The sequence below is a fragment of the Enterobacter cloacae complex sp. SYL003 genome, assembly GCF_049236925.1.
GTDB classification, from domain to species: Bacteria; Pseudomonadota; Gammaproteobacteria; order Enterobacterales; family Enterobacteriaceae; genus Enterobacter; species Enterobacter intestinihominis.
The window spans coordinates 106,688-128,897 of record NZ_JBMKJK010000015.1 but is presented as its reverse complement, the minus strand read 5'-3'; the positions used below and the strand labels follow the sequence as shown (position 1 = coordinate 128,897).

The 22,210-nt window shown below is 56.0% G+C and carries 23 protein-coding genes; 11 read left to right on the top strand and 12 right to left on the bottom strand.

What is annotated here, in order from left to right:
• Positions 1-10: 10 nt before the first annotated feature.
• The 5 genes from lysM to qseB form a co-directional block, all read right to left on the bottom strand.
• Complete coding sequence (gene lysM / locus ACOT1A_RS18665; RefSeq protein ID WP_022649412.1) at positions 11-451, bottom strand: peptidoglycan-binding protein LysM; 441 nt, start codon at positions 449-451, stop codon at positions 11-13.
• A gap of 151 nt (positions 452-602) precedes the next feature.
• Positions 603-917 carry a putative quinol monooxygenase gene (locus tag ACOT1A_RS18660; RefSeq protein ID WP_003862506.1) on the bottom strand — a complete coding sequence of 105 codons (315 nt, stop codon included), beginning with the start codon at positions 915-917 and terminating at the stop codon, positions 603-605.
• 30 nt (positions 918-947) lie between these two features.
• Positions 948-1,529 carry an NAD(P)H-dependent oxidoreductase gene (locus tag ACOT1A_RS18655; RefSeq protein ID WP_022649411.1) on the bottom strand — a complete coding sequence of 194 codons (582 nt, stop codon included), beginning with the start codon at positions 1,527-1,529 and terminating at the stop codon, positions 948-950.
• Positions 1,530-1,633: 104 nt separating this feature from the next.
• Positions 1,634-2,983, bottom strand: coding sequence for a quorum sensing histidine kinase QseC (gene qseC, locus ACOT1A_RS18650; protein WP_023306956.1), 1,350 nt, complete (start codon positions 2,981-2,983; stop codon positions 1,634-1,636).
• The gene (gene qseB, locus ACOT1A_RS18645) at positions 2,980-3,639 is read right to left on the bottom strand and encodes a quorum sensing response regulator transcription factor QseB (protein ID WP_022649409.1); all 660 of its coding nucleotides are present in this window, start codon (positions 3,637-3,639) and stop codon (positions 2,980-2,982) included. Before qseB ends, qseC begins: the two co-directional genes overlap by 4 nt.
• Positions 3,640-3,778: 139 nt before the next feature.
• On the opposite strand from qseB, the gene ACOT1A_RS18640 reads away from it, so the two are divergent.
• The 5 genes from ACOT1A_RS18640 (at position 3,779) to ACOT1A_RS18620 (ending at position 11,261) form a co-directional block, all read left to right on the top strand.
• Positions 3,779-4,180 (top strand): YgiW/YdeI family stress tolerance OB fold protein, encoded by a 402-nt coding sequence (locus ACOT1A_RS18640; RefSeq protein WP_022649408.1) that lies wholly within the window; start codon positions 3,779-3,781, stop codon positions 4,178-4,180.
• 118 nt (positions 4,181-4,298) lie between these two features.
• The gene (gene parC, locus ACOT1A_RS18635) at positions 4,299-6,557 is read left to right on the top strand and encodes a DNA topoisomerase IV subunit A (protein WP_023298608.1); all 2,259 of its coding nucleotides are present in this window, start codon (positions 4,299-4,301) and stop codon (positions 6,555-6,557) included.
• 163 nt (positions 6,558-6,720) lie between these two features.
• Positions 6,721-7,458 (top strand): 1-acylglycerol-3-phosphate O-acyltransferase, encoded by a 738-nt coding sequence (gene plsC / locus ACOT1A_RS18630; RefSeq protein WP_022649406.1) that lies wholly within the window; start codon positions 6,721-6,723, stop codon positions 7,456-7,458.
• A 61-nt stretch (positions 7,459-7,519) separates the two neighbouring features.
• Complete coding sequence (gene ftsP, locus ACOT1A_RS18625) at positions 7,520-8,932, top strand: cell division protein FtsP (RefSeq protein ID WP_023298607.1); 1,413 nt, start codon at positions 7,520-7,522, stop codon at positions 8,930-8,932.
• A 151-nt stretch (positions 8,933-9,083) separates the two neighbouring features.
• The gene (locus ACOT1A_RS18620; RefSeq protein WP_023298606.1) at positions 9,084-11,261 is read left to right on the top strand and encodes a YgiQ family radical SAM protein; all 2,178 of its coding nucleotides are present in this window, start codon (positions 9,084-9,086) and stop codon (positions 11,259-11,261) included.
• An 89-nt stretch (positions 11,262-11,350) separates the two neighbouring features.
• Here ACOT1A_RS18620 and dkgA read toward each other — a convergent pair whose 3' ends face one another.
• Positions 11,351-12,178 (bottom strand): 2,5-didehydrogluconate reductase DkgA, encoded by an 828-nt coding sequence (gene dkgA, locus ACOT1A_RS18615; protein WP_023298605.1) that lies wholly within the window; start codon positions 12,176-12,178, stop codon positions 11,351-11,353.
• Between the two features lie 105 nt (positions 12,179-12,283).
• Positions 12,284-13,447: an alcohol dehydrogenase gene (gene yqhD / locus ACOT1A_RS18610; RefSeq protein WP_276170443.1), complete on the bottom strand. Its 1,164-nt coding sequence runs from the start codon at positions 13,445-13,447 to the stop codon at positions 12,284-12,286.
• Positions 13,448-13,642: 195 nt separating this feature from the next.
• On the opposite strand from yqhD, the gene ACOT1A_RS18605 reads away from it, so the two are divergent.
• Entirely contained in the window at positions 13,643-14,542 is a 900-nt protein-coding gene (locus ACOT1A_RS18605; protein WP_017382749.1) for an AraC family transcriptional regulator, read from the top strand.
• Positions 14,543-14,587: 45 nt separating this feature from the next.
• Here ACOT1A_RS18605 and yghB read toward each other — a convergent pair whose 3' ends face one another.
• Both yghB and metC read right to left on the bottom strand, forming a co-directional pair.
• On the bottom strand, positions 14,588-15,247 hold the full coding sequence (gene yghB / locus ACOT1A_RS18600) for a DedA family general envelope maintenance protein YghB (RefSeq protein WP_015571869.1): 660 nt from the start codon (positions 15,245-15,247) through the stop codon (positions 14,588-14,590).
• Between the two features lie 142 nt (positions 15,248-15,389).
• Positions 15,390-16,577 (bottom strand): cystathionine beta-lyase, encoded by a 1,188-nt coding sequence (metC, locus tag ACOT1A_RS18595; RefSeq protein ID WP_023306940.1) that lies wholly within the window; start codon positions 16,575-16,577, stop codon positions 15,390-15,392.
• A gap of 251 nt (positions 16,578-16,828) precedes the next feature.
• On the opposite strand from metC, the gene exbB reads away from it, so the two are divergent.
• Both exbB and exbD read left to right on the top strand, forming a co-directional pair.
• Positions 16,829-17,560, top strand: a complete 732-nt coding sequence (exbB, locus tag ACOT1A_RS18590) for a tol-pal system-associated acyl-CoA thioesterase (protein WP_023298602.1) — start codon at positions 16,829-16,831, stop codon at positions 17,558-17,560.
• 4 nt (positions 17,561-17,564) lie between these two features.
• Positions 17,565-17,990, top strand: coding sequence for a TonB system transport protein ExbD (gene exbD / locus ACOT1A_RS18585; RefSeq protein WP_023298601.1), 426 nt, complete (start codon positions 17,565-17,567; stop codon positions 17,988-17,990).
• A 91-nt stretch (positions 17,991-18,081) separates the two neighbouring features.
• Here the strand turns inward: exbD and ACOT1A_RS18580 are convergent, their stop codons facing one another.
• Complete coding sequence (locus ACOT1A_RS18580; RefSeq protein WP_023298600.1) at positions 18,082-18,519, bottom strand: hypothetical protein; 438 nt, start codon at positions 18,517-18,519, stop codon at positions 18,082-18,084.
• Positions 18,512-18,916, bottom strand: coding sequence for a hypothetical protein (locus ACOT1A_RS18575; RefSeq protein WP_171936832.1), 405 nt, complete (start codon positions 18,914-18,916; stop codon positions 18,512-18,514). The genes ACOT1A_RS18580 and ACOT1A_RS18575 overlap by 8 nt, the downstream gene beginning before the upstream one ends.
• A gap of 102 nt (positions 18,917-19,018) precedes the next feature.
• Between ACOT1A_RS18575 and ACOT1A_RS18570 the strand changes: the two genes are divergently transcribed.
• Both ACOT1A_RS18570 and ACOT1A_RS18565 read left to right on the top strand, forming a co-directional pair.
• Positions 19,019-19,522, top strand: a complete 504-nt coding sequence (locus ACOT1A_RS18570; protein WP_276170193.1) for an ESA_00282 family adhesion-associated protein — start codon at positions 19,019-19,021, stop codon at positions 19,520-19,522.
• A 43-nt stretch (positions 19,523-19,565) separates the two neighbouring features.
• A complete protein-coding gene (locus tag ACOT1A_RS18565) occupies positions 19,566-20,054 on the top strand; it encodes a TIGR00645 family protein (protein WP_006811956.1) in 489 nt (162 codons plus the stop codon).
• A gap of 113 nt (positions 20,055-20,167) precedes the next feature.
• Here ACOT1A_RS18565 and ACOT1A_RS18560 read toward each other — a convergent pair whose 3' ends face one another.
• Positions 20,168-21,208 carry an aldo/keto reductase gene (locus tag ACOT1A_RS18560; protein WP_023298596.1) on the bottom strand — a complete coding sequence of 347 codons (1,041 nt, stop codon included), beginning with the start codon at positions 21,206-21,208 and terminating at the stop codon, positions 20,168-20,170.
• A gap of 82 nt (positions 21,209-21,290) precedes the next feature.
• Here ACOT1A_RS18560 and yghX point away from each other — a divergent pair, with 82 nt between their 5' ends.
• On the top strand, positions 21,291-22,178 hold the full coding sequence (gene yghX, locus ACOT1A_RS18555) for a YghX family hydrolase (protein WP_023306936.1): 888 nt from the start codon (positions 21,291-21,293) through the stop codon (positions 22,176-22,178).
• The last annotated feature ends 32 nt before the right edge of the window (positions 22,179-22,210 follow it).

The following is a 22,210-nucleotide window of genomic DNA, read 5'->3' as shown; positions in this document are numbered from 1 at the left end:
GTTTTAGACGTTATGCTTTAGGAATACGCAGCGTCTGGCCGGGATAGATTTTATCGGGGCTGGAGAGCATAGGGCGGTTAGCCTCAAAAATCTTGTTGTACTGGTTAGCATCGCCATACACGGTTTTAGAGATCGCGCTCAGGGTATCGCCGGATTTCACCGTATAGTAAGTAGCTTCATCTTTGGCATCTGTCGCGGTGATGTTGTTCTCCACCTCGCTGACGCCTGCGATGTTGCCGACGGCGACCTGGATTTTTTCTTTCTGCTCCTGCGTCAGCCCGTCGCCCGTCACGCTGGCTTTGCCGTCAGTGACGTCAACCTGAACCTTATCGGAACCGGGAATGTTGAGTTTCTTGAGGTGCTCGGTGATTTTGTCGCTCTGACCCTTATGATCGGTCAGATTGTCCCACAGCTTTTCGCCTGCTTCTTTTACGAAATTAAAAAGACCCATTCCATCCTCCTGTTTAACATGAAGTCAGAATAAGCATAGCAGTTGAGTGTTAAGGTGATAAAAAAAGCCCGGTGGCGTTAACGCTTACCGGGCCTGGGAGGGAAGTTGTAGGCCGGGTAAACGCAGTGCCACCCGGCAAATTTCACAGAACTTAAACCCCTTGCTCCAGAATACGAATATGGGTTTCCAGAACGTCCCCTTTCACCGCGTCGCTCCACGCTTTCATATGCGCGGTCTGCAAATGCGCTTCAAGGTGCGCGACGGTTTCCCACTGCTCAACCATGATGATCGAGTCTGGCGCGGTCGCCTGGAAGCTTGCGCTGGTGGCGGCGTCCACCATTGGCGCGTAGCCGTGGCAGCCTTCTTCTTTCAGTACGGTCGGGATGATCTTTGCGAACTCATCCAGCACCGCCTGGCGGTGATGTTGGCCAGGACGCGTACGGATTTCAGCAATAACGGTAAGCATAATTAACTCCTTCTAATTCCAGGCTACCAGTTAAGCAAAAATTTCCGCGAGATGCTTGCGATATTCTGCGATATAGCGTGGGACGTCCGGCATTTTAATTACGTCATTGACGATAAAGGTCGGCAGCGGCTCCATAGCCAGGAACTGATTCGCCTTGTGGAATGGCAGATACGCGCCGTCTACGCCTACGCCTTCAAAGAACTGATCTTGCTCGGTGAACGCTTCAAGCGGGGCATTCCAGGTCAGGGAGAGCATGTATTTCTTGCCCTGCAACAGGCCGCCGGAACCGTATTTTTTAGACGCGTCTGAGCGGGTGCGGCCGTCGCTGGCATACAGCGAACCGTGACCTTCGGTAAACACATCGTCCATGTATTTTTTCACGGTCCACGGTGCGCCCATCCACCAGCCCGGCATCTGCCAGATAACCACGTCGGCCCACAGGAAGTTCTGCACTTCGGCCTTCACGTCGTAATCGCTGTCCGCGCGCACAACCTTAACATCATGTCCGGCGTCGCGCAGGAAACCATCCGCGACCTCGGTCAGGGTGTCATTGAGCTGGCCTTTAGAGTGCGCAAATTCTTTCGCGCCGTTGATAATCAGAATGTTGCTCATTATTTGTCCTCGATGCTGAGAGTATGCCAGGTATTCTACGCGCGAGGACGGAGCGGAAAAATAAGCAAAATGTGCAAAGTCTTTTGCGCTCAGCGCAATAATGGCTACCAGCTGACGGTCACCTCAAAGCCCCCTTCAGGCGCATTGCCCAGCGAGACGCGCATCCCGTGTAACGCCGCGATGCGCTTCACGATAGACAACCCCAGACCGCTGCCGGTGGCGTCCTGGCCCGGTGGACGATAAAAGCGCTCGCCGAGACGCGCCAGCGCATCGGTTGAAATACCCGGGCCGTTGTCGCGCACGGTAAAGCTTTGGGTGTTCAGCGTCACGTCCACCACGCTGCCGCGCGGGCTGTAACGAACGGCGTTGTCCAGCAGGTTACGCGCCAGCAGGCTCAGCAATAGCGGCTGTCCGTGACGCATCACCTCGGGCGCGTTGACGTTGAGCCGAATATCAATGCCCGCCTGCTGCGCCGGATGCCAGATATCCAGCACCGCGGATTGCAGCAAATCGGCCATCATCACGGGTTCGACGTCATCAAGATTATCCAGTGAATCCAGGCGCGACAGGGTGAGAAGCTGGTCCACCAGTCGGGAGGCGCGGTCGATGCCCGCATGCAATTGCCCCAGCGCTTTAGACTGCGCCCCGGGATCGTCAAGGGAAAGCTGCGCCACGTCGGTTTGCACCTTCAGCGCGGCCAGCGGGCTGCGCAACTCATGAGCGGCATCCGAGGTGAAGCGGCGCTCGCGGGCCATCATCTCCTGCGTACGGGCGAAAAGATGGTTAAGCGCATCAAGCAGCGGGCGAACCTCCGTCGGCACGCCGTGGGTGGGCAGCGTATCGGTCGCATCCGGCGAGCGTGAACGCAGGGTCTGCGCCAGGTTTTTCAGCGGTTTCAGTTCCCGGCTCAGCAGGACAATCAGCAACAGAAGCATTACGGGCAGCGCCACCAGCCACGGCGTCAGCTGTGAGCTGACCACGTCCAGCGCCATATCTTGTCGGTACTCCCACTCCTGGCCAACCACCACGCGGTATTTCCCGTCCGGGGAGGTCAGCCACAGGAAACGCCATTCGTCGTTGTCATCCTGCAACCGACCGTCATCAAATCCGTCCCGGCGGTAGTGATAAGGTATGTCGCGCCCGTTCTCACCGTCGTTAAGCACCATGCTGCCGTCTGCGGTGAAGATTGCGAAGGCCAGCGCATCGTCGTCAAGATGGCCGTGTTTGGCTTTTTTCGGCACCTCGCGCATGCGTTCCGGGGCGCGGAGTTCGTCCACGTCCATCGTCAGCAGCCGTTTGGCAAACAGCATCTGCTGGGTATCGAACAGCTTATCGAGCTTGTCGGTCGTCTGGTGCCAGGCCACCACGCTTGCGGCAAACCAGGCCGCCAGGGACAGCAGCAAAAAGAGGAGCGTCAGGCGCAGCTTTAGGCTCAGGCGTTGGGTCAGTTTCATGCGTCACCCAGGGTATAACCGATGCCGTGCACGGTGCGGATAAATTCGCTGCCGAGCTTGCGGCGTAAATGATGAACGTGGACTTCGACGGCGTTGCTGGAGACGTCATCATCCCAGTTGTAGAGTTTCTCTTCGATGGCCTTGCGCGGCAGCACGCGGCCCGCGTTGCGCATCAGCAGTTCCAGCAGGGCGAACTCTTTGGGTTTGAGCACCAGCGTTTCGCCCTCCAGCGTGGCGACGAGACTTGCCGGATCGAGCGTGACCTTGCCGTGACGCAGCTCGCTGCGCGCCTGCCCGTGGCTGCGGCGCACCAGCGCTTCGAGGCGGGCTGCCACTTCAATCAGCGCGAACGGCTTACACAGGTAATCATCCGCCCCCAGGCGTAACCCTTCGACGCGCTGATTCAGCGCATCCCGCGCGGTGAGGATCAGCACCGGTTCGCTCTTACCGCTTTCGCGCCAGGCGCGCAGGATCTCAAGCCCGTCGATTTCCGGCAGCGTCAGGTCCAGCACCACGGCATCGTACGGCGCGGTGTACAGGGCCGCCTGCCCGGTTTTACCGTCGGTAAACCAGTCCACGTTAAAGCCCATTTTGCTTAAGCCCGCTTTGATGCCATCGCCGATGAGCTTGTCGTCTTCTACCAGTAAAATGCGCATATTTCCTCCTTGATGCCGTCAGTAAACCTTCTGCAAGCGCCTGCTGTACAGTAAAAATAAATAAATTTTCCCCTTAAGAAGTTGTTAAGGTTTACCCTGTTTAATGGATTGTGAAACGACATTAAAGGGAGAGATTAAGATGAAAAAATACGCTGCAATTGCTGCCATCATGATGATGACCACTGCCCCTGTTTTTGCTGCACAGGGTGGCTTCTCTGGCCCATCTGCGACACAGACCCAGACGCAAACCCAGCAGGGTGGCTTTGTCGATAATAACGCCAACCTCACTACCGCGGCTAAAGTCAAAGATATGAAGGACGACAGCTGGGTGAAGCTGCGCGGTAATATTACCGAGCGCCTGTCCGATGACCGTTACACCTTCCGCGATGAAAGCGGCACGGTGGTGGTGGAGATCGACCACAAGCGCTGGAACGGCGTGACGGTGACGCCACAGGATAAAGTCGAACTCCAGGGTAAAATCGATAAAGACTGGAACGAGTTTGAAATCGACGTGAAGCAGGTTATCAAGCTGAACAAATAACCCGGAAAGGGCCGCATGAGCGGCCCTTTTTCTTTGTGACTCAACTCGCCAGATGAGGTAGTATCTGCGGCAATATTGCCTGAAACCCATCGGTTTCTGAGTTGAGGAATCACACGTAATGAGCGATATGGCAGAGCGCCTCGCGCTACATGAATTCACGGAAAACGCCTACCTGAACTACTCCATGTACGTCATCATGGACAGGGCGTTGCCGTTTATCGGGGATGGCCTGAAGCCCGTTCAGCGCCGCATCGTCTATGCGATGTCCGAACTGGGGCTGAATGCGACCGCCAAGTTCAAGAAATCCGCCCGTACCGTCGGTGACGTGCTGGGGAAATACCATCCGCACGGTGACAGCGCCTGCTATGAAGCGATGGTGCTGATGGCCCAGCCCTTCTCTTACCGCTATCCGCTGGTGGATGGTCAGGGGAACTGGGGGGCGCCGGACGATCCGAAATCCTTCGCGGCGATGCGTTATACCGAATCCCGTCTGTCTAAATATGCCGAAGTGCTGTTGGGCGAGCTGGGGCAGGGTACGGTCGACTGGGTGCCAAACTTCGACGGTACGATGCAGGAGCCGAAAATGCTGCCTGCGCGTCTGCCGAACATCCTGCTGAACGGCACGACCGGTATCGCCGTGGGCATGGCGACGGACATTCCGCCGCACAACCTGCGTGAAGTGGCGAAAGCCGCCATCACCCTGATTGAGCAGCCAAAAACCTCGCTGGACGATCTGCTGGATATCGTGCAGGGGCCGGACTATCCGACCGAAGCCGAGATCATCACCTCGCGTGCGGAAATCCGTAAAATCTACCAGAACGGCCGAGGCTCCGTGCGCATGCGCGCGGTATGGACCAAAGAGGATGGCGCCGTGGTGATCACCGCGCTGCCGCACCAGGTCTCCGGCGCGAAGGTGCTGGAGCAGATTGCCTCCCAGATGCGCAATAAAAAGCTGCCGATGGTGGACGACCTGCGTGACGAATCGGACCACGAAAACCCGACCCGTCTGGTGATCGTGCCGCGCTCTAACCGCGTGGATATGGAGCAGGTGATGAACCACCTTTTCGCCACTACCGATCTGGAAAAAAGCTACCGCATCAACCTGAACATGATTGGTCTGGACGGTCGTCCGGCGGTGAAAAACCTGCTGGAGATCCTCACCGAATGGCTGGCCTTCCGCCGCGATACGGTGCGCCGCCGTCTGAACCATCGGCTGGAGAAAGTGCTTAAGCGCCTGCATATCCTCGAAGGTTTGCTGGTGGCGTTCCTCAACATTGACGAAGTGATTGAGATCATTCGTACCGAGGACGAGCCTAAGCCTGCCCTGATGTCGCGCTTTGGCATCAGCGAAACCCAGGCCGAAGCGATCCTCGAACTGAAGCTGCGCCATCTCGCTAAGCTGGAAGAGATGAAGATCCGCGGCGAGCAGAACGAGCTGGAAAAAGAGCGCGATCAGCTTCAGGCGATTCTGGCGTCCGAGCGCAAGATGAACACCCTGCTGAAGAAAGAGTTGCAGGCCGATGCCGACGCCTTTGGCGACGACCGTCGTTCTCCGCTGCATGAGCGCGAAGAAGCGAAGGCGATGAACGAGCACGACATGCTGCCGTCCGAGCCGGTGACCATCGTGCTTTCCCAGAGCGGCTGGGTGCGTAGCGCCAAAGGCCACGATATCGACGCGCCGGGTCTGAGCTACAAATCCGGTGACAGCTTCAAGGCGGCGGTGAAGGGCAAGAGCAACCAGCCGGTGGCGTTTATCGACTCCACGGGCCGCAGCTACGCTATTGATCCGATCACGCTGCCATCCGCGCGCGGGCAGGGCGAACCGCTGACCGGCAAGCTGACGCTGCCGCCGGGCGCCACGGTTGACCATATGCTGATGGAAGCCGACGATCAAAAACTGCTGATGGCGTCTGATGCTGGCTACGGCTTTATCTGCACCTTTAACGATCTGGTATCGCGTAACCGCGCCGGTAAAGCGCTGATCAGCCTGCCGGATAACGCACACGTCATGCCGCCGCTGATCATCGAGAACGAAAGCGATATGCTGCTGGCGATCACCGCTGCCGGACGCATGCTGATGTTCCCGGTCAGCGATCTGCCGGAGCTGTCGAAAGGGAAGGGCAACAAGATCATCAGTATCCCGTCAGCGGAAGCGGCAAAAGGCGAAGATAGCCTGGCGCATCTCTTCCTGCTGCCGCCGCAGAGCACGCTGACCATTCATGTCGGCAAACGTAAGATCAAACTGCGTCCGGAAGAGTTGCAGAAGGTGGTTGGCGAGCGCGGACGTCGCGGCTCACTGATGCGTGGCCTGCAGCGCATCGACCGCGTGGAGATCGACTCGCCGGCGCGCAGCAAAGCGGACGACAGCGAAGAGTAACCTGTTTCATCCCCCCCTCTTTCCGGAGGGGGATTACCATAAAATTTCCCGTAAAAACGTTGTTAATTCGTGCGTTGCGATTAACAATACGCGCTCGTAATAAAGTCCTTACCTGGCCACAGGTGAAGTATAATTGTCAGCTGTCAGGGCTTCAGAGGTCGCTATGCTATACATTGTTCGTCTTATTCTTACCGTTATTTACTGCATTCTGGTCTGTATTTTCGGATCGATTTATTGCCTGTTCAGCCCGCGTAACCCAAAACATGTCGCGACGTTCGGGCACATGTTTGGTCGCCTTGCGCCATTGTTCGGCCTGAAGGTTGAAAAGCGTCTGCCTGAAGGGGCGGAGAATTTCGGTAACGCCATCTATATCGCTAACCATCAAAACAACTACGATATGGTGACGGCCTCAAATATTGTTATTCCGCCGACCGTAACCGTCGGGAAAAAGAGCCTGCTGTGGATCCCGCTTTTCGGCCAACTGTACTGGCTCACCGGTAACTTGCTGATTGACCGCAACAACCGTGCGAAAGCGCATGGCACCATTGCGGAAGTGGTGGATCAGTTTAAAAAGCGCCGGATCTCAATCTGGATGTTCCCGGAAGGGACGCGCAGCCGCGGTCGCGGCCTGCTGCCGTTCAAGACCGGCGCGTTTCATGCTGCAATTGCGGCAGGCGTTCCAATTATTCCCGTGTGCGTTTCCAATACATCGAATAAGATTAATCTTAACCGTCTGAAAAACGGACTGGTCATTGTCGAAATGCTACCGCCGGTGGATACCTCCAAATACGGTAAAGACCAGGTGCGCGAGCTGGCCACGCACTGCCGCGAGCTGATGGCTCAGCACATTGCACAGCTCGATAAAGAAGTTGCAGAGCGAGAAGCCGCCGGTAAGATTTAACCCGGTTTCGTTCAAGGGAAAACGAATTCCCGCGTTGTTAGTCGTTTCAGATGGAGCTTATATGTCACTCAGTCGGCGTCAGTTTATTCAGGCTTCGGGTATCGCCCTTTGTGCGGGTGCGATGCCGCGGACAGCCAGCGCCGCCGGGCAGCAACAGCCGCTGCCTATTCCGCCGTTGATTGAATCCCGTCGCGGGCAGCCGCTATTCCTCACGCTTCAGCGTAGCCACTGGTCCTTTACCCAGGGAACGCGCGCGCAGGTATGGGGCATTAACGGACGCTACCTCGGGCCGACCATTCGCGTGTGGAATGGGGATGACGTCAAGCTCATCTACAGTAACCGGACGACGGAAAATGTCGCAATGACCGTCAGTGGGTTGCAGGTGCCGGGGCCGCTGATGGGCGGCGCGGCGCGCATGATGTCGCCGAATGCCGACTGGGCGCCCGTCCTCCCGATTCGTCAGAGCGCGGCGACATTGTGGTATCACGCCAACACCCCGAACCGCACCGCCCAGCAGGTCTATAACGGCCTGGCCGGGATGTGGCTGATTGAAGATGAGGTCAGTAAAACGCTGCCGATCCCGAATCACTACGGTGTTGATGATTTCCCGATCATTATTCAGGACAAGCGTCTGGATAACTTCGGTACGCCGGAGTACAGCGAGCCGGGCAGCGGTGGCTTTGTGGGCGATACGCTGCTGGTTAACGGCGCGCAAAGCCCGTATGTCGAAGTGTCTCGTGGCTGGGTGCGCCTGCGTCTGTTGAATGCCTCTAACTCGCGCCGCTACCTGCTGCAAATGAGCGACGGCCGCGCCCTGCATGTGATTTCAGGCGATCAGGGGTTATTACCTGCGCCGGTGTCGGTGAAACAGCTGGCGCTGGCGCCGGGCGAACGTCGTGAAATCCTCGTGGATATGACCAACGGGGATGAAGTGTCCGTGACCTGCGGCGAAGCGGCAAGCATTGTTGACCGCATTCGCGGCTTCTTTGAACCGTCGAGCGTTCTGGTCTCCACGCTGGTGCTGACGCTGCGCCCGACCGGCCTGTTGCCGCTGGTGACCGACAGTCTGCCGATGCGCCTGCTGCCGCAGGAAATTGTGACCGGCCCTGCAGTACGCAGTCGCGATATCAGCCTTGGCGACGATCCGGGCATCAACGGCGCGCTGTGGGACGTAAACCGTATTGATATCACCGCCCAGCAGGGAACCTGGGAGCGCTGGACCGTCCGCTCGGAGATGCCGCAGTCGTTCCATATTGAAGGGGTGTCATTCCTGATCCGCAACGTCAACGGGGCGATGCCGTTCCCGGAAGACAGGGGCTGGAAAGACACCGTCTGGGTGGATGGGCAGGTAGAACTGCTCGTCTACTATGGACAGCCGTCATGGCCGCACTTCCCGTTCCTGTTCCACAGCCAGACGCTGGAGATGATGGACAGGGGGTCGGTAGGGCAGATGCTGGTGAATCCGGCACCGTAAAACGAGTCGGGTGGCGGCTTCGCCTTACCCGACCTACAGGCCCGTAGGCCCGGTAAGCGTAGCGTCACCGGGCAATAAATACCCCTTCATTTCCCCCGATAAACCAGCGTATAATCCCGCTCCTTTTGTCTATTTTTTCTTCGGAAGCATTATGAGCGCAATTTCCCTGATCCAGCCGGATCGCGACCTCTTCTCCTGGCCCCAGTACTGGGCAGCCTGCTTTGGACCGGCGCCGTTCCTGCCGATGTCCCGGGAAGAGATGGATCAACTGGGCTGGGACAGCTGCGATATCATTCTGGTGACGGGTGATGCGTATGTCGATCACCCGAGCTTTGGCATGGCGATCTGCGGCCGTATGCTGGAAGCTCAGGGTTTCCGCGTGGGGATTATTTCTCAGCCTGACTGGAACAGCAAAGACGACTTTATGCGTCTGGGTAAACCTAACCTGTTCTTTGGCGTGACCGCGGGCAACATGGACTCGATGATCAACCGCTATACCGCGGACCGTAAGCTGCGCCATGACGACGCTTATACGGCTGACAACGTGGCGGGTAAACGTCCCGATCGCGCGACCCTCGTCTACACCCAGCGATGCAAAGAAGCATGGAAAGACGTGCCGGTGATCCTGGGCGGCATCGAGGCGAGCCTGCGCCGCACCGCGCACTACGACTACTGGTCTGACACCGTGCGCCGTTCGGTGCTGGTGGATTCGAAAGCCGACATGCTGATCTTCGGCAACGGCGAGCGTCCGCTGGTGGAAGTGGCGCATCGCCTGGCGCAGGGTGAAGCGGTCAGCGAGATCCGCGACGTGCGCAACACCGCGATCATGGTGAAAGAGGCGCTGCCGGGCTGGAGCGGGGTGGATTCCCGCATTATCGATATGCCGGGCAAAATCGACCCTATCCCGCATCCGTACGGTGACGATCTGCCGTGCGCGGATAACAAACCAGTTGAGCCGAAGAAAGCGGAAGCAAAGGCCGTGGTGGTGCAGCCGCCGCGTCCGAAGCCGTGGGAAAAGACCTATGTGCTGCTGCCGTCATATGAGAAGGTCAAAGCTGACAAGGTGCTCTACGCACACGCCTCCCGTATTCTGCACCATGAAACCAACCCGGGCTGTGCCCGCGCGTTGATGCAAAAGCACGGCGAGCGTTATATCTGGGTTAACCCACCGGCGATCCCGCTCTCTACCGAAGAGATGGACAGCGTTTTTGCCCTGCCGTACAAGCGTGTGCCGCATCCGTCATATGGCAACAGCCGTATTCCAGCGTACGAGATGATCCGCTTCTCGGTCAACATCATGCGCGGCTGCTTCGGCGGGTGCTCCTTCTGTTCGATCACCGAACACGAAGGTCGTATTATTCAGAGCCGTTCCGAAGAGTCGATTGTTAACGAGATCGAAGCGATTCGCGACTCGGTCCCGGGCTTTACCGGCGTAATCTCCGATCTGGGTGGCCCAACGGCTAACATGTACATGCTGCGCTGCAAATCGCCGCGCGCTGAGCAGACCTGTCGTCGTCTCTCCTGCGTCTATCCGAGCATTTGCGAGCATATGGACACCAACCACGAGCCGACGATCAACCTTTACCGTCGCGCCCGTGACCTGAAAGGCATCAAGAAGATCCTGATCGCCTCCGGCGTGCGTTACGACATTGCGGTGGAAGATCCGCGCTACATCAAAGAGCTGGCGACGCACCACGTTGGCGGTTATCTGAAGATCGCCCCGGAGCACACCGAAGAGGGCCCGCTGTCCAAAATGATGAAGCCGGGCATGGGCAGCTATGACCGCTTTAAACAGCTGTTTGATACCTTTTCAAAACAGGCGGGGAAAGAGCAGTATCTGATCCCATACTTCATCTCCGCGCACCCCGGCACCCGTGATGAAGACATGGTGAACCTGGCGCTGTGGCTGAAGCAGCGTCGATTCCGTCTGGATCAGGTGCAGAACTTCTACCCGTCGCCGCTCGCTAACTCGACGACCATGTATTACACCGGCAAAAACCCGCTGAGTAAGATTGGTTATAAGAGCGAAGACGTGGTGGTGCCGAAAGGGGATAAACAGCGCCGTCTGCACAAAGCGCTGCTGCGCTATCACGACCCGAAAAACTGGCCGCTGATCCGTCAGGCGCTGGAAGAGATGGGGAAAAAGCACCTGATCGGCTCGCGTCGTGATTGCCTGGTGCCTGCGCCAACGCTGGAAGAGATGCGCGAAGCGCGCCGCCAGAACCGCAATACGCGCCCGGCGCTGACCAAGCACACGCCAATTGTGCATCAGCGTTCGAACGGTGGGGCTTCGGGGACGAAAAAAACGGGAAAACGTAAGATCGGATAACGATGATGCCCTCACCCCGGCCCTCTCCCACAGGGAGAGGGTGGAAAGCATTCCCTCTCCCTGTGGGAGAGGGTTAGGGTGAGGGGAAACTACCCGCCAAACTGATCCGGATCCGGGCCTAAACGTTTACCTTTATCCAGCTTCGCAATCTCACCCAGCTCGTCTTTATCCAGGCGGAAATCCCAGACGTCGAAGTTCTCGGCGATACGCGATGGCGTGACCGATTTCGGGATCACCACCAGACCGCTATCCAGATGCCAGCGAATGACGATCTGCGCCGGCGTTTTGCCGTACTTATCCGCCAGTTCACGAATGATTTTCTGGTCAAACACCCCTTCGCCGCCCTGGGCCAGCGGGCTCCAGGATTCGGTCTGGATCTTGTGCGTGGCGTTCCACGAATGAAGCTGGCGCTGCTGCATCAGCGGATGCAGTTCAATCTGGTTAATCACCGGCGCGACGCCCGTTTCATCAATCAGGCGTTGCAGGTGATGAACCTGGAAATTACAGACGCCGATGCTTTTTATCAGCCCCTCTTTTTGCAGCTCAATCATCCCTTTCCAGGCATCAACGTAATGGTCGATAGCCGGTACCGGCCAGTGCATGAGATAAAGATCGACGAAATCGAGCTGGAGTTTCTCCAGGCTCTCCTGTAACGCTTCGCGTGGACGCTTTTGATCGTCGTTCCACAGCTTGGTGGTGATGAATAACTCATCGCGGGGAATGCCAGCGCTGGCAAGCGCGGTCCCCACGCCGTCCTCGTTTTTATAGGCGGCGGCGGTATCAATGGACCGATAGCCGACTTCCAGGGCTTTATGAATGGCGGAGACGACCTCGTCGTTACCGGCTTTCCATACACCTAGCCCCAGCTGGGGCATCACGTTGCCGTCCTGTAGCTTGATTACGGTTTGGTTTGCCATTTTTCCTCCTTCAGGTGCTCATCGCCGGAGGGAACCTCCGACGATGTGATGTGCATTAAGTCTGGACGAAATGTCAAAAAACGAAAGTCAGGATCCTAAAAACGCTTAGCGTGCCGCTTCGTAAATACGACGGCTGACGTCCAGGGTGATGTCGCCGTGCTCGCCGATCTGCGTCATACCGTGTGCTTCCAGCTTCGCCAGCAGGGCAGGGATGGAGCTGCCGTCCAGGCCGTAGTCAGAGAGACGCGTTGGCACGCCCAGGCTTTCAAAGAAGTGACGGGTGGCTTCAATTGCGGCATCAATACGCGCATCGTCGGAACCCTCGGTGATGTTCCACACGCGTTCGGCGTACTGGAGCAGTTTGGCGCGTTTAGCGTCACGTTTTTCATTCCACAGCGCAGGCAGAACCACCGCCAGCGTCTGGGCGTGATCCAGGCCGTGCATCGCCGTCAGCTCGTGGCCGAGCATATGGGTAGCCCAGTCCTGTGGCACGCCTGCACCGATAAGGCCATTCAGTGCCTGTGTTGCAGCCCACATCACGTTAGCACGCACGTCATAGTTTTCAGGCTCTTTCAGCGCTTTCGGACCTTCTTCAATCAGCGTCAGCAGAATGCCTTCCGCGAAACGATCCTGAATTTTGGCGTTTACCGGGTAAGTGACGTACTGCTCAACGGTGTGAACAAAGGCGTCGACCACGCCGTTCGCCACCTGACGCGCAGGCAGGGTATAGGTGTAAACCGGATCGAGGATCGCGAACACGGGCTGAACGTGTTCGTTCATAAAGGCCTGCTTGTCACCGGTGGTTTTACGGGAGATGACCGCGCCTTTGTTGGACTCAGAGCCGGTGGCCGGCAGCGTCAGCACGGAGCCCATCGGGATCGCACTGCTGATGTCGCTGCCGCCCGTTTCCAGAATATGCCACGGGTCGATGCCGTCAGCGTAATGCGCTGCCGCCGCGATGAATTTGGTGCCGTCCAGCACGGAACCGCCGCCCACCGCCAGCAGGAAAGTGATCTGCTCCTCACGGGCGATTTTTACCGCGTTCATCAGCGTTTCATAAGACGGGTTAGGCTCGATACCGCCGAACTCGCGTACGTCCAGCCCTTCCAGAGCGCTATAAACCTGATCCAGTACGCCGGTTTTTTTCACGCTGCCGCCGCCGTAGGTAATCAGGACGCGGGCGTCCGTCGGGATTTGCGCGCGCAGGTCAGCGATAGCGTCTTTACCAAACAGAATGCGGGTTGGGGTGTGAAGATTAAAGTTGTACATGGCTTGTTCCCTGTAGTGGGTAAAAAATCGTGGTGGCGCAGAAGGCAACCTGATGCTGCACATTGTGGCGGGCAGGCGCTATCCTCTCAATGCACATTCCTGCCGATGTCTTGCCCATTTCTACAGCACGCTGGAGAAACGGTAAGAAAATGCGCACACTGTTAGCGTCGGAAACCGTACCCGGAGTAACTGAAAATGAACCGTGATGCCATCTGCCGCCAGCTAACGTCGCAGATTAAAAGACTGATAGATAACGGAAATGATTCGGCTGAGCTGTTGCCGGATATCCGATTGCTCTACGGTACCCAGCCCGGAACGCGCACCCCGGTGATGTATCAGCCCGGCATCGTGTTTCTCTTTTCTGGCCATAAGATTGGCTATATCAATGAGCGCGTGTTCCGTTACGACACCAATGAATATCTGCTTCTGACTGTACCTTTACCCTTCGAATGTGAAACTTTCGCGACAGAGGAGGTACCGCTGGCCGGGATCCGCGTCAACGTCGACATTCTCCAGTTGCAGGAGTTGCTGATGGAGATTGGGGAGGACGAACTTTTCCGGCCGTCGATGGCGGCAAGCGGTATCAACTCCGCGACCTTATCGGAGGAAATTCTCTGCGCGATTGAACGCCTGTTAGACGTGATGGAAAGGCCTCTGGATGCGCGTATTCTCGGAAAGCAGATTATCCGCGAAATTCTTTACCATGTGCTGCTGGGACCGGGCGGCGGGGCGCTGCTGGCGCTGGTAAGCCGGCAAACGCACTTCAGCCTCATTAGTCGCGTGCTGAAGCGCATCGAGAGCCAGTACACGGAAAACCTCAGCGTTGATCAGCTGGCGGCGGAAGCCAATATGAGCGTCTCGGCGTTTCACCATAACTTTAAATCCGTCACCAGCACGTCGCCGTTGCAGTACCTCAAAACCTACCGTCTGCATAAGGCGCGGATGCTGATGATCCACGATGGCATGAAGGCCAGCGCCGCGGCGATGCGGGTCGGGTATGAAAGCGCGTCGCAGTTTAGTCGGGAGTTTAAGCGTTACTTCGGCGTCACGCCGGGGGAAGATGCGTCACGTATCAGAACCATGCAGGGAGCGTGAGGGGAAACGGAGGCCGGGTAAGCGGTAGCGCCACCCGGCTTTTATTTATGCGCTGCAATACTTTTTCTTGATCACCACCGCAATGGTACCCACCAGCCCTGCAACCAGCAGGAAAATCGGCAGGATCATCAGGAAGGTCATCACCTGGTCTTCATGGCGTTTAACAAAGGGGATCATATTCAGCGCGTAGCCGAGTGTGGTGACCACGCCCACCCAGAGCAGGGCGCTCAGCCAGTTGAAGAACTGGAAGCGGCGGTTAGAGAGGCCTGAAATACCCGCCATGGTAGGCAACAGGGTGCGAACGAACGCCAGAAAACGCCCGGCAAGCAACGCCAGCAGGCCGTGACGGTCAAACATGCAGGTCGCGCGCTGATGATATTTATGCGGCAGCTGCGCCAGCCAGCCTTTCACCACGCGGGTGTTTCCAAGCCAGCGCCCTTGCAGGTAGCTCAGCCAACAGCCGAGACTGGCCGCAGAGGTGAGGATCACCATTGTCGGTGCGAAGTCCATCACGCCCTTGCCGATTAACGCCCCTGCGAGCAAGAGCAGGCTGTCACCGGGTAAAAATGAGGCTGGCAGTAATCCATTTTCCAGAAACAGCGTCGCGAACATCACGAAATAGACAATCCCGACGACATGTGGGTCCGCCAGCGCGGCAAAATCGTGTTGCCAGAGCGCCGTGATGATATTTTGAATAACAGCCATGGACTTTCCTGTGGAACAGCAGATATAACGCTATTGTACTCCCAATTTTGCCTGTCGGGGTTGATCGCAGGCGCATCTCATACAGACTTTTCTGCTTGCGGTGTTCAGAATAGCGTCCAGGGAGTACATGTCAGCCAGCACTTTACACGATGCGCTCAAATCCTGCCGATAAATCCGCAATTAAATCGTCCACATTTTCCAGCCCGATATGCAGGCGGATTAAGGTCCCCTCGAAGTCCACCTCGCCGCCCGGGCGCAGGGCCGCAATCTGCTCCGGCTGATTGGGCAGGATCAACGATTCAAACCCACCCCATGAATAGGCCATGCTGAAGAGGGTAAAGTTATCCAGATAGCTTGCCAGCTCGGCGTCATTCAGGCGCTTCTTAAGAACAAATGAGAACAACCCGCTGCTGCCCGTAAAGTCACGTTGCCAGTATTCGTGGCCCTTGCTGCCCGGCAGCGCCGGATGGTTAACGCGCTCCACCTGCGGATGCAGCGCCAGCCACTGAGCAATTTGCAGGCTGCTTTCGTGATGCTGACGCAGACGCACGCCGAGCGTACGGATGCCCCGGCTGGTCATGTAGGCGGTATCGGCATCCACCATCTGGCCCATCAGGTAGGCGTTTTCACGCAATTGCTCCCAGCAGCGGGCATTAGATACCGCCGTACCGATCATGCCGTCTGAGTGGCCAATCAGGTATTTGGTCGCCGCCTGAATGGAGATATCGATGTCAAATTCCAGGGCTTTAAACAGCACACCTGCCGCCCAGGTGTTGTCGATCATGATGATCGCTTCCGGCGCTATGCTGCGCACCGCCTTCACGATGGCCGGGACATCATGCACTTCCATGGTGATGGAGCCGGGAGACTCCAGGAACACAACGCGCGTGTTGGGCTGAATAAGCCCGGCAATACCGGCCCCAATCAGCGGATCGAACCAGCTGGTGGTGACGCCGAGCTTGCTGAGTATTTTGGTGCAGAAGTCCTGGCTTGGCTCGTAGGCGGTATTGGTCATCAGGATGTGGTCACCCTGTTCAACAAACGCCAGAATGGTATTGGCGACCGCCGCAGCACCGCACGGGAACAGCGCGCAGCCCGCGCCGCCCTCCAGTTCGCACATGGCTTCCTGCAACGAGAAATGGGTTAACGTGCCACGGCGACCGTAAAACAGCCCGCCTTTCGCGCGATTACGCGTGGCGATTTTTTTATCTTCGACGGTATCAAACACCAGCGAGGAGGCACGCTGGATCACGCTGTTGACCGAGCCCTGGGTGTATTTTTTACTGCGTCCTGCCTGCACCAGCGTGGTCTCAAGCTGCTTTTTAGTCATGTTCGCTAACCCTATTTTTATACGTCTGGACGTCCAGACTACCACGATTGTCAGAATGTGCATCCGGATGCTTATCGAATAAGCAGAAAATATTATCAAAAATTCGCACAAGAAATTTTTACTGCGTAAGCGCAAGGAAAGTGAGCGAAAATTACGGCACTATGTAAATACTAATGAGAACTACTATCAATTCGACGACGTTTTGATATTATTACGTTCAGATTGTGTGATTTGCGTCCTGGAGATACAGAGTGGGTAATAATTTGATGCAGACGGATCTCTCCGTTTGGGGCATGTATCAACATGCTGACATCGTCGTTAAGGTTGTGATGATCGGCCTGATTCTGGCGTCCGTGATCACCTGGGCTATCTTCTTCAGCAAGAGCGCCGAACTTCTTTCACAAAAACGCCGCCTCAAGCGTGAGCAGAAGCAGCTGGCGGAAGCCCGCTCTCTGGATCAGGCTTCTGATATCACCTCATCCTTCCATGCGAAAAGCCTGACTACCCTGTTAGTGAACGAAGCGCAGAACGAGCTGGAACTCTCCGCAGGCAGTGAAGATAACGAAGGCATTAAAGAGCGTACCGGCTTCCGTCTGGAGCGTCGCGTTGCGGCCGTGGGTCGTCATATGGGCCGCGGTAACGGCTACCTGGCGACTATCGGCGCTATCTCCCCGTTCGTCGGCCTGTTCGGTACCGTCTGGGGCATCATGAACAGCTTTATCGGTATCGCCCAGACGCAGACCACTAACCTTGCGGTCGTCGCGCCGGGTATCGCAGAAGCGCTGCTGGCAACGGCTATCGGTCTGGTTGCCGCTATCCCTGCGGTAGTTATCTATAACATCTTCGCGCGCATGATTGGCAGTTACAAAGCCACACTGGGTGACGTTGCCGCGCAGGTTCTGCTGCTGCAAAGCCGCGATCTGGACCTGAACGCCAGCGCCGTTAAACCGGTGCATGCGGCGTCCAAACTGCGCGTAGGTTGATTGTATGGCAATGCGTCTTAATGAAAATCTGGACGATAACGGTGAAATGCATGAGATCAACGTCACGCCGTTTATCGACGTCATGCTGGTTCTGCTGATTATCTTTATGGTTGCCGCGCCGCTGGCGACGGTGGACGTGAAGGTGAATCTGCCAGCGTCCTCCAGCCAGCCGCAGCCGCGTCCGGAAAAGCCTGTCTACCTGTCCGTGAAGGCCGATAAGTCCATGTTCCTGGGCAACGATCCGGTGACGGATGCCTCGGTTATTCCGGCGCTGGACCAGCTGACCGGCGGCAAGAAAGACACCACCGTCTTCTTCCGCGCGGATAAAACCGTCGATTATGAAACCATGATGAAGGTAATGGACACGCTGCATCAGGCGGGATACCTGAAGATTGGCCTGGTCGGCGAAGAGAAAGCGGCCGCGAAGTAAAACGAAGGCGAAGCCGCCTTCCGTGCCGGGTGGCGGCTTCGCCTTACCCGGCCTACAATCTCAGGCTAGCGCCGCCGGGCGAACCACGTTGTCAGCAGTTAGAAGATGTTGTTGACGCCTCTTCATCGAGCGCCACGCAGGTGACGTTTGATGTGCGATAGTTGCCCTCCGAGAGTTTTCGGGTCAGGCGCAGGGTGGCTGTCTCGCGTGCCAGCAGGTACTGATAGTTCGTCTCCAGTCGCCCAAGGATCTTCTCTTTAAGCTCAGGGCGCAGCTCAATAATGGCGTTCATCACCGCGCCGTAAATCTCCTCTTTGGCCTGCAAGGCATAAATTTCCCGACGGTTCTGCCATTTCAGGCGCACCAGCGTGGCCGGAATCGAAACCAAGTCCTGCGTTATTCGCGTCATCTCGTCATTTTTTATCTTTTTCAGGGCGTCAAGATTCTGCTTTAAGATAAATTCATCGCTTTTCTTATCATCTAAAGTCAAATAAACGTTATTACCGCTATCATCATTCACGTTAATCATCCCCCAGGTTATAAAAAATGGGATTGTTTTTTTCACGCGTAATTAAGTTAAGCCAAATTTCATTGCCAGCTTCATTTATTTGCTGTGTTTTCTCGGCCATTATTTGACTTAGAGTCTGGGCATCTATTTCCCCTTCGGCCTGTAAATCATTTAGCAGATGAACTAAGGCTTCAATCTTGATGGCACGAAATAACCGTTCTTTTAAATGGCGATCGTGCTCTTCCAGCACCATATTACGGGATTTGCCGGTGCGTGAAACACCAATTAATATATCGGCTTCATAGTCGGAGAGTTTTCTTTTTCCTTGAGTGAAATTCGCCTCTTTATCTGCTTCCGTCGAAGGCTGTTCCACAGGCGTAATGTGGTACTTTGCCGGGACAAGATTGTCGGGCAGCATTTTAATTTCCTTTAATTTCAAAAGGGTGGGGTTGGAAAAAGGGTGAGATTCGTTGACAATATCATGAGGCAATTTTAAAATCAAAAAAAATGGAGCCTACCCATGAACAGCATTTTCTTCACGGTCGTAACGTTACTATTACTGACCGCTGGCGTGCTTTTATTGATGCAAGAGTTCAATAAAACGAAAGTGTCAAATGACGCCAGTGAACCACCGCAGCCTGAATTGATGTCCAAAGAGGAGGGGGAAGATCGTTTCTCCGTCTTGATGAACGCCGTGACGCCAGTCTGGTACTGGCGGGTGAATCACGAATATATCGATTTTCTCCATGCGACAATTAAGCGAATGAAAATGGCCGAAATTAATGATACGCCCGGCCTGTTCGACGCGCAGCGCCGCTGTAGCGACCTTAATTCGGCGGTCTATAAATATTACGACAATATCAAAAAGCGCTGTCTGAATGGCGAGAAGGTGTCGTATTCCGATTTAGACGTATTAAATCTGCGCCAGTGTTTTCGCGAGTTTAGCCTGGAAGCCTACCCGGAACTGGTCGCACTGGTCTGGCCGGAGTATGCGCGTCCGGATGTGGATCCCAACGAGGTATAGTTGAGATATACTGAGCGCTGGTTTCGTTTGCAGACAGGATTTTATGGAACGCTTCTTTGAAAACGCAATGTATGCCTCTCGCTGGCTGCTCGCACCCGTCTATTTTGGTCTCTCTCTGGCGCTGGTCGCCCTGACGATCAAGTTCTTCCAGGAGATATTCCACGTCCTGCCAAACATTTTCTCCGTGGCAGAAGCCGATTTGATTCTGGTTCTGCTGTCGCTGGTGGATATGACGCTGGTAGGAGGATTACTGGTGATGGTGATGTTCTCCGGTTATGAGAATTTCGTCTCTCAGCTTGATATCGCCGAGCACAAAGAAAAGCTCAACTGGCTGGGGAAAATGGACGCCTCATCGCTGAAAAATAAAGTCGCGGCGTCGATTGTGGCGATTTCGTCTATTCACCTGTTACGTGTCTTTATGGATGCTAAAAACGTCCCGGATAATAAGCTGATGTGGTATGTGATTATCCACCTGACGTTTGTACTGTCGGCGTTTGTGATGGGATATCTGGATAAGATCAGTAAGAAATAAATTTACCAGGCCCCTCACCCTGCCCTCTCCCCAGAGGGGAGAGGGTGTTCAAGTTCCCTCTCCCCTCTGGGGAGAGGGTTAGGGTGAGGGGCGAAAGCATCGGACCGCACTATTTATTTATCCGACGACGCCTGCCACAAATTCAGCTCACCATCCGCCACGTGCTGGTCAATCCGCGTCAGTTCATCTTCGGTAAAGCACAGGTTATTCAGCGCCTGAACGTTCTCTTCCAGTTGCTCCGGGCGGCTCGCGCCAATCAGCACTGACGTTACACGTGTATCTTTCAACAGCCAGCTTAGCGCCATCTGCGCCATCGTCTGCCCGCGCGCATGCGCCATCTCGTTCAGCAGACGAAGGCTGCTCAGGTTGGCTTCCGTCAGCATTTTCTCCGTCAGGCCGCGCACTTTTTTCCCTTCGCGCTGCATACGTGAACCGTCCGGAATACCGTTCAGGTATTTCCCGGTCAGCAGGCCCTGCGCCAGCGGGGTAAAGGCGATACAGCCCGTTCCGTTTTTCTCCAGCGCGTCCAGCAGACCAGTCTTGTCGACCCAGCGGTTAAGCAGGTTGTAAGACGGCTGGTGGATCAAAAGCGGGATCTTCCACTCGCGCAGCAATTCGGCCATCGCCGTCGTGCGTTCCGTGGAGTAGGACGAAATGCCGACGTACAGCGCTTTTCCGCTCTGCACCGCGTGTGCCAACGCGGCGGCGGTCTCTTCCATCGGCGTGTTTTCGTCTACGCGGTGAGAATAGAAAATATCCACATACTCCACGCCCATGCGTTTAAGGCTCTGGTCGAGGCTAGCGAGCAGATACTTACGTGAACCACCCGAACCATACGGTCCTGGCCACATGTCGTAGCCCGCTTTGGTGGAGATGATCAGCTCGTCGCGATACCCGGCAAAATCTTCTCGCAGCAGGCGGCCAAAATTTTCTTCAGCGCTGCCTGGAGGGGGGCCGTAGTTGTTGGCAAGGTCAAAATGGGTAATGCCGAGATCGAAGGCCTTACGCAGCAGCGCGCGCTGGGAATCGAGCGCCTGAATGTGGCCAAAGCTGTGCCACAGACCCAGCGACAGCGCCGGTAAGCGCAGGCCGCTTTTGCCGCAGTATCGGTACTGCATGTTTTCGTATCGGCCGGTGTAAGGGTGCCAGGACATGATGTCTCCTTTCTTATCGGTGAATTTTCGAAACAGCGTTTTTATTCTAAGCTTATCAAATCATAAATCATGGAGATAAGCGATGACGCGCCTGACTGCCAAAGATTTTCCGCAAGAGCTGCTTGATTACTATGACTATTACGCCCACGGTAAAATCAGCAAACGCGAATTTCTGAATCTCGCGGCGCGCTATGCCGCAGGCGGCGTAACGGCGCTGATGCTGTTTAATATGCTTAAACCCAACTACGCCCTCGCGGAGCAGGTTAAATTCACCGATCCCGATATTCTTCCGGAATACATCACTTATCCCTCGCCCAATGGTCACGGCGAAGTGCGCGGTTACCTGGTGAAGCCGGCCAAAGCCACCGCGAAAACGCCCGCAGTAGTGGTCGTGCATGAGAACCGGGGGCTGAATCCGTATATTGAAGACGTGGCACGACGCGTGGCGAAAGCGGGGTATATCGCGCTGGCTCCCGACGGCCTGAGCTCGGTGGGGGGATACCCCGGCAACGACGACGAAGGAAAGGTTTTGCAGCAGAAGGTCGACCCGACAAGGCTGATGAACGACTTTTTTGCCGCCATAGAGTTTATGAAAAATCATCCGGAAGCCACCGGTAAGGTGGGGATTACCGGTTTTTGCTACGGCGGCGGCGTATCGAATGCCGCCGCCGTAGCGTATCCGGAACTCGACTGCGCGGTGCCCTTCTATGGTCGTCAGCCGCGGGTGGAGGATGTGCCAAAAATTAGCGCGCCGCTCCTGCTTCATTATGCCGAGCTGGACAAAAATATTAACGAGGGCTGGCCTGCCTATGAAGCCGCGCTGAAATCAAATAATAAGGTTTATGAAGCGTATATCTACCCCGGCGTAAACCATGGATTTCACAACGATTCTACCCCACGCTATGACCAGCCCGCAGCCGAGCTGGCCTGGTCGAGAACGTTAAGCTGGTTTAAAAAATATCTGGAATGATAAGCCCTGCTTAAATAAATCATCACAAAGGG

What these genes read in the sequence shown, in the direction of transcription:
- yghX (WP_023306936.1), top strand. Translation starts at nt 21,291, where the DNA reads ATGACGCGCCTGACTGCCAAAGATTTTCCGCAAGAGCTGCTTGATTAC.
- qseC (WP_023306956.1), bottom strand. Translation starts at nt 2,983, where the DNA reads ATGAAACTGACCCAACGCCTGAGCCTAAAGCTGCGCCTGACGCTCCTC.
- lysM (WP_022649412.1), bottom strand. Translation starts at nt 451, where the DNA reads ATGGGTCTTTTTAATTTCGTAAAAGAAGCAGGCGAAAAGCTGTGGGAC.
- yqhD (WP_276170443.1), bottom strand. Translation starts at nt 13,447, where the DNA reads ATGTACAACTTTAATCTTCACACCCCAACCCGCATTCTGTTTGGTAAA.
- dkgA (WP_023298605.1), bottom strand. Translation starts at nt 12,178, where the DNA reads ATGGCAAACCAAACCGTAATCAAGCTACAGGACGGCAACGTGATGCCC.
- ACOT1A_RS18605 (WP_017382749.1), top strand. Translation starts at nt 13,643, where the DNA reads ATGAACCGTGATGCCATCTGCCGCCAGCTAACGTCGCAGATTAAAAGA.
- plsC (WP_022649406.1), top strand. Translation starts at nt 6,721, where the DNA reads ATGCTATACATTGTTCGTCTTATTCTTACCGTTATTTACTGCATTCTG.
- ACOT1A_RS18570 (WP_276170193.1), top strand. Translation starts at nt 19,019, where the DNA reads ATGAACAGCATTTTCTTCACGGTCGTAACGTTACTATTACTGACCGCT.
- qseB (WP_022649409.1), bottom strand. Translation starts at nt 3,639, where the DNA reads ATGCGCATTTTACTGGTAGAAGACGACAAGCTCATCGGCGATGGCATC.
- ACOT1A_RS18620 (WP_023298606.1), top strand. Translation starts at nt 9,084, where the DNA reads ATGAGCGCAATTTCCCTGATCCAGCCGGATCGCGACCTCTTCTCCTGG.
- parC (WP_023298608.1), top strand. Translation starts at nt 4,299, where the DNA reads ATGAGCGATATGGCAGAGCGCCTCGCGCTACATGAATTCACGGAAAAC.
- ACOT1A_RS18565 (WP_006811956.1), top strand. Translation starts at nt 19,566, where the DNA reads ATGGAACGCTTCTTTGAAAACGCAATGTATGCCTCTCGCTGGCTGCTC.
- ACOT1A_RS18575 (WP_171936832.1), bottom strand. Translation starts at nt 18,916, where the DNA reads ATGCTGCCCGACAATCTTGTCCCGGCAAAGTACCACATTACGCCTGTG.
- metC (WP_023306940.1), bottom strand. Translation starts at nt 16,577, where the DNA reads ATGACTAAAAAGCAGCTTGAGACCACGCTGGTGCAGGCAGGACGCAGT.
- yghB (WP_015571869.1), bottom strand. Translation starts at nt 15,247, where the DNA reads ATGGCTGTTATTCAAAATATCATCACGGCGCTCTGGCAACACGATTTT.
- ftsP (WP_023298607.1), top strand. Translation starts at nt 7,520, where the DNA reads ATGTCACTCAGTCGGCGTCAGTTTATTCAGGCTTCGGGTATCGCCCTT.
- ACOT1A_RS18640 (WP_022649408.1), top strand. Translation starts at nt 3,779, where the DNA reads ATGAAAAAATACGCTGCAATTGCTGCCATCATGATGATGACCACTGCC.
- ACOT1A_RS18655 (WP_022649411.1), bottom strand. Translation starts at nt 1,529, where the DNA reads ATGAGCAACATTCTGATTATCAACGGCGCGAAAGAATTTGCGCACTCT.
- ACOT1A_RS18660 (WP_003862506.1), bottom strand. Translation starts at nt 917, where the DNA reads ATGCTTACCGTTATTGCTGAAATCCGTACGCGTCCTGGCCAACATCAC.
- exbD (WP_023298601.1), top strand. Translation starts at nt 17,565, where the DNA reads ATGGCAATGCGTCTTAATGAAAATCTGGACGATAACGGTGAAATGCAT.
- ACOT1A_RS18580 (WP_023298600.1), bottom strand. Translation starts at nt 18,519, where the DNA reads ATGATTAACGTGAATGATGATAGCGGTAATAACGTTTATTTGACTTTA.
- ACOT1A_RS18560 (WP_023298596.1), bottom strand. Translation starts at nt 21,208, where the DNA reads ATGTCCTGGCACCCTTACACCGGCCGATACGAAAACATGCAGTACCGA.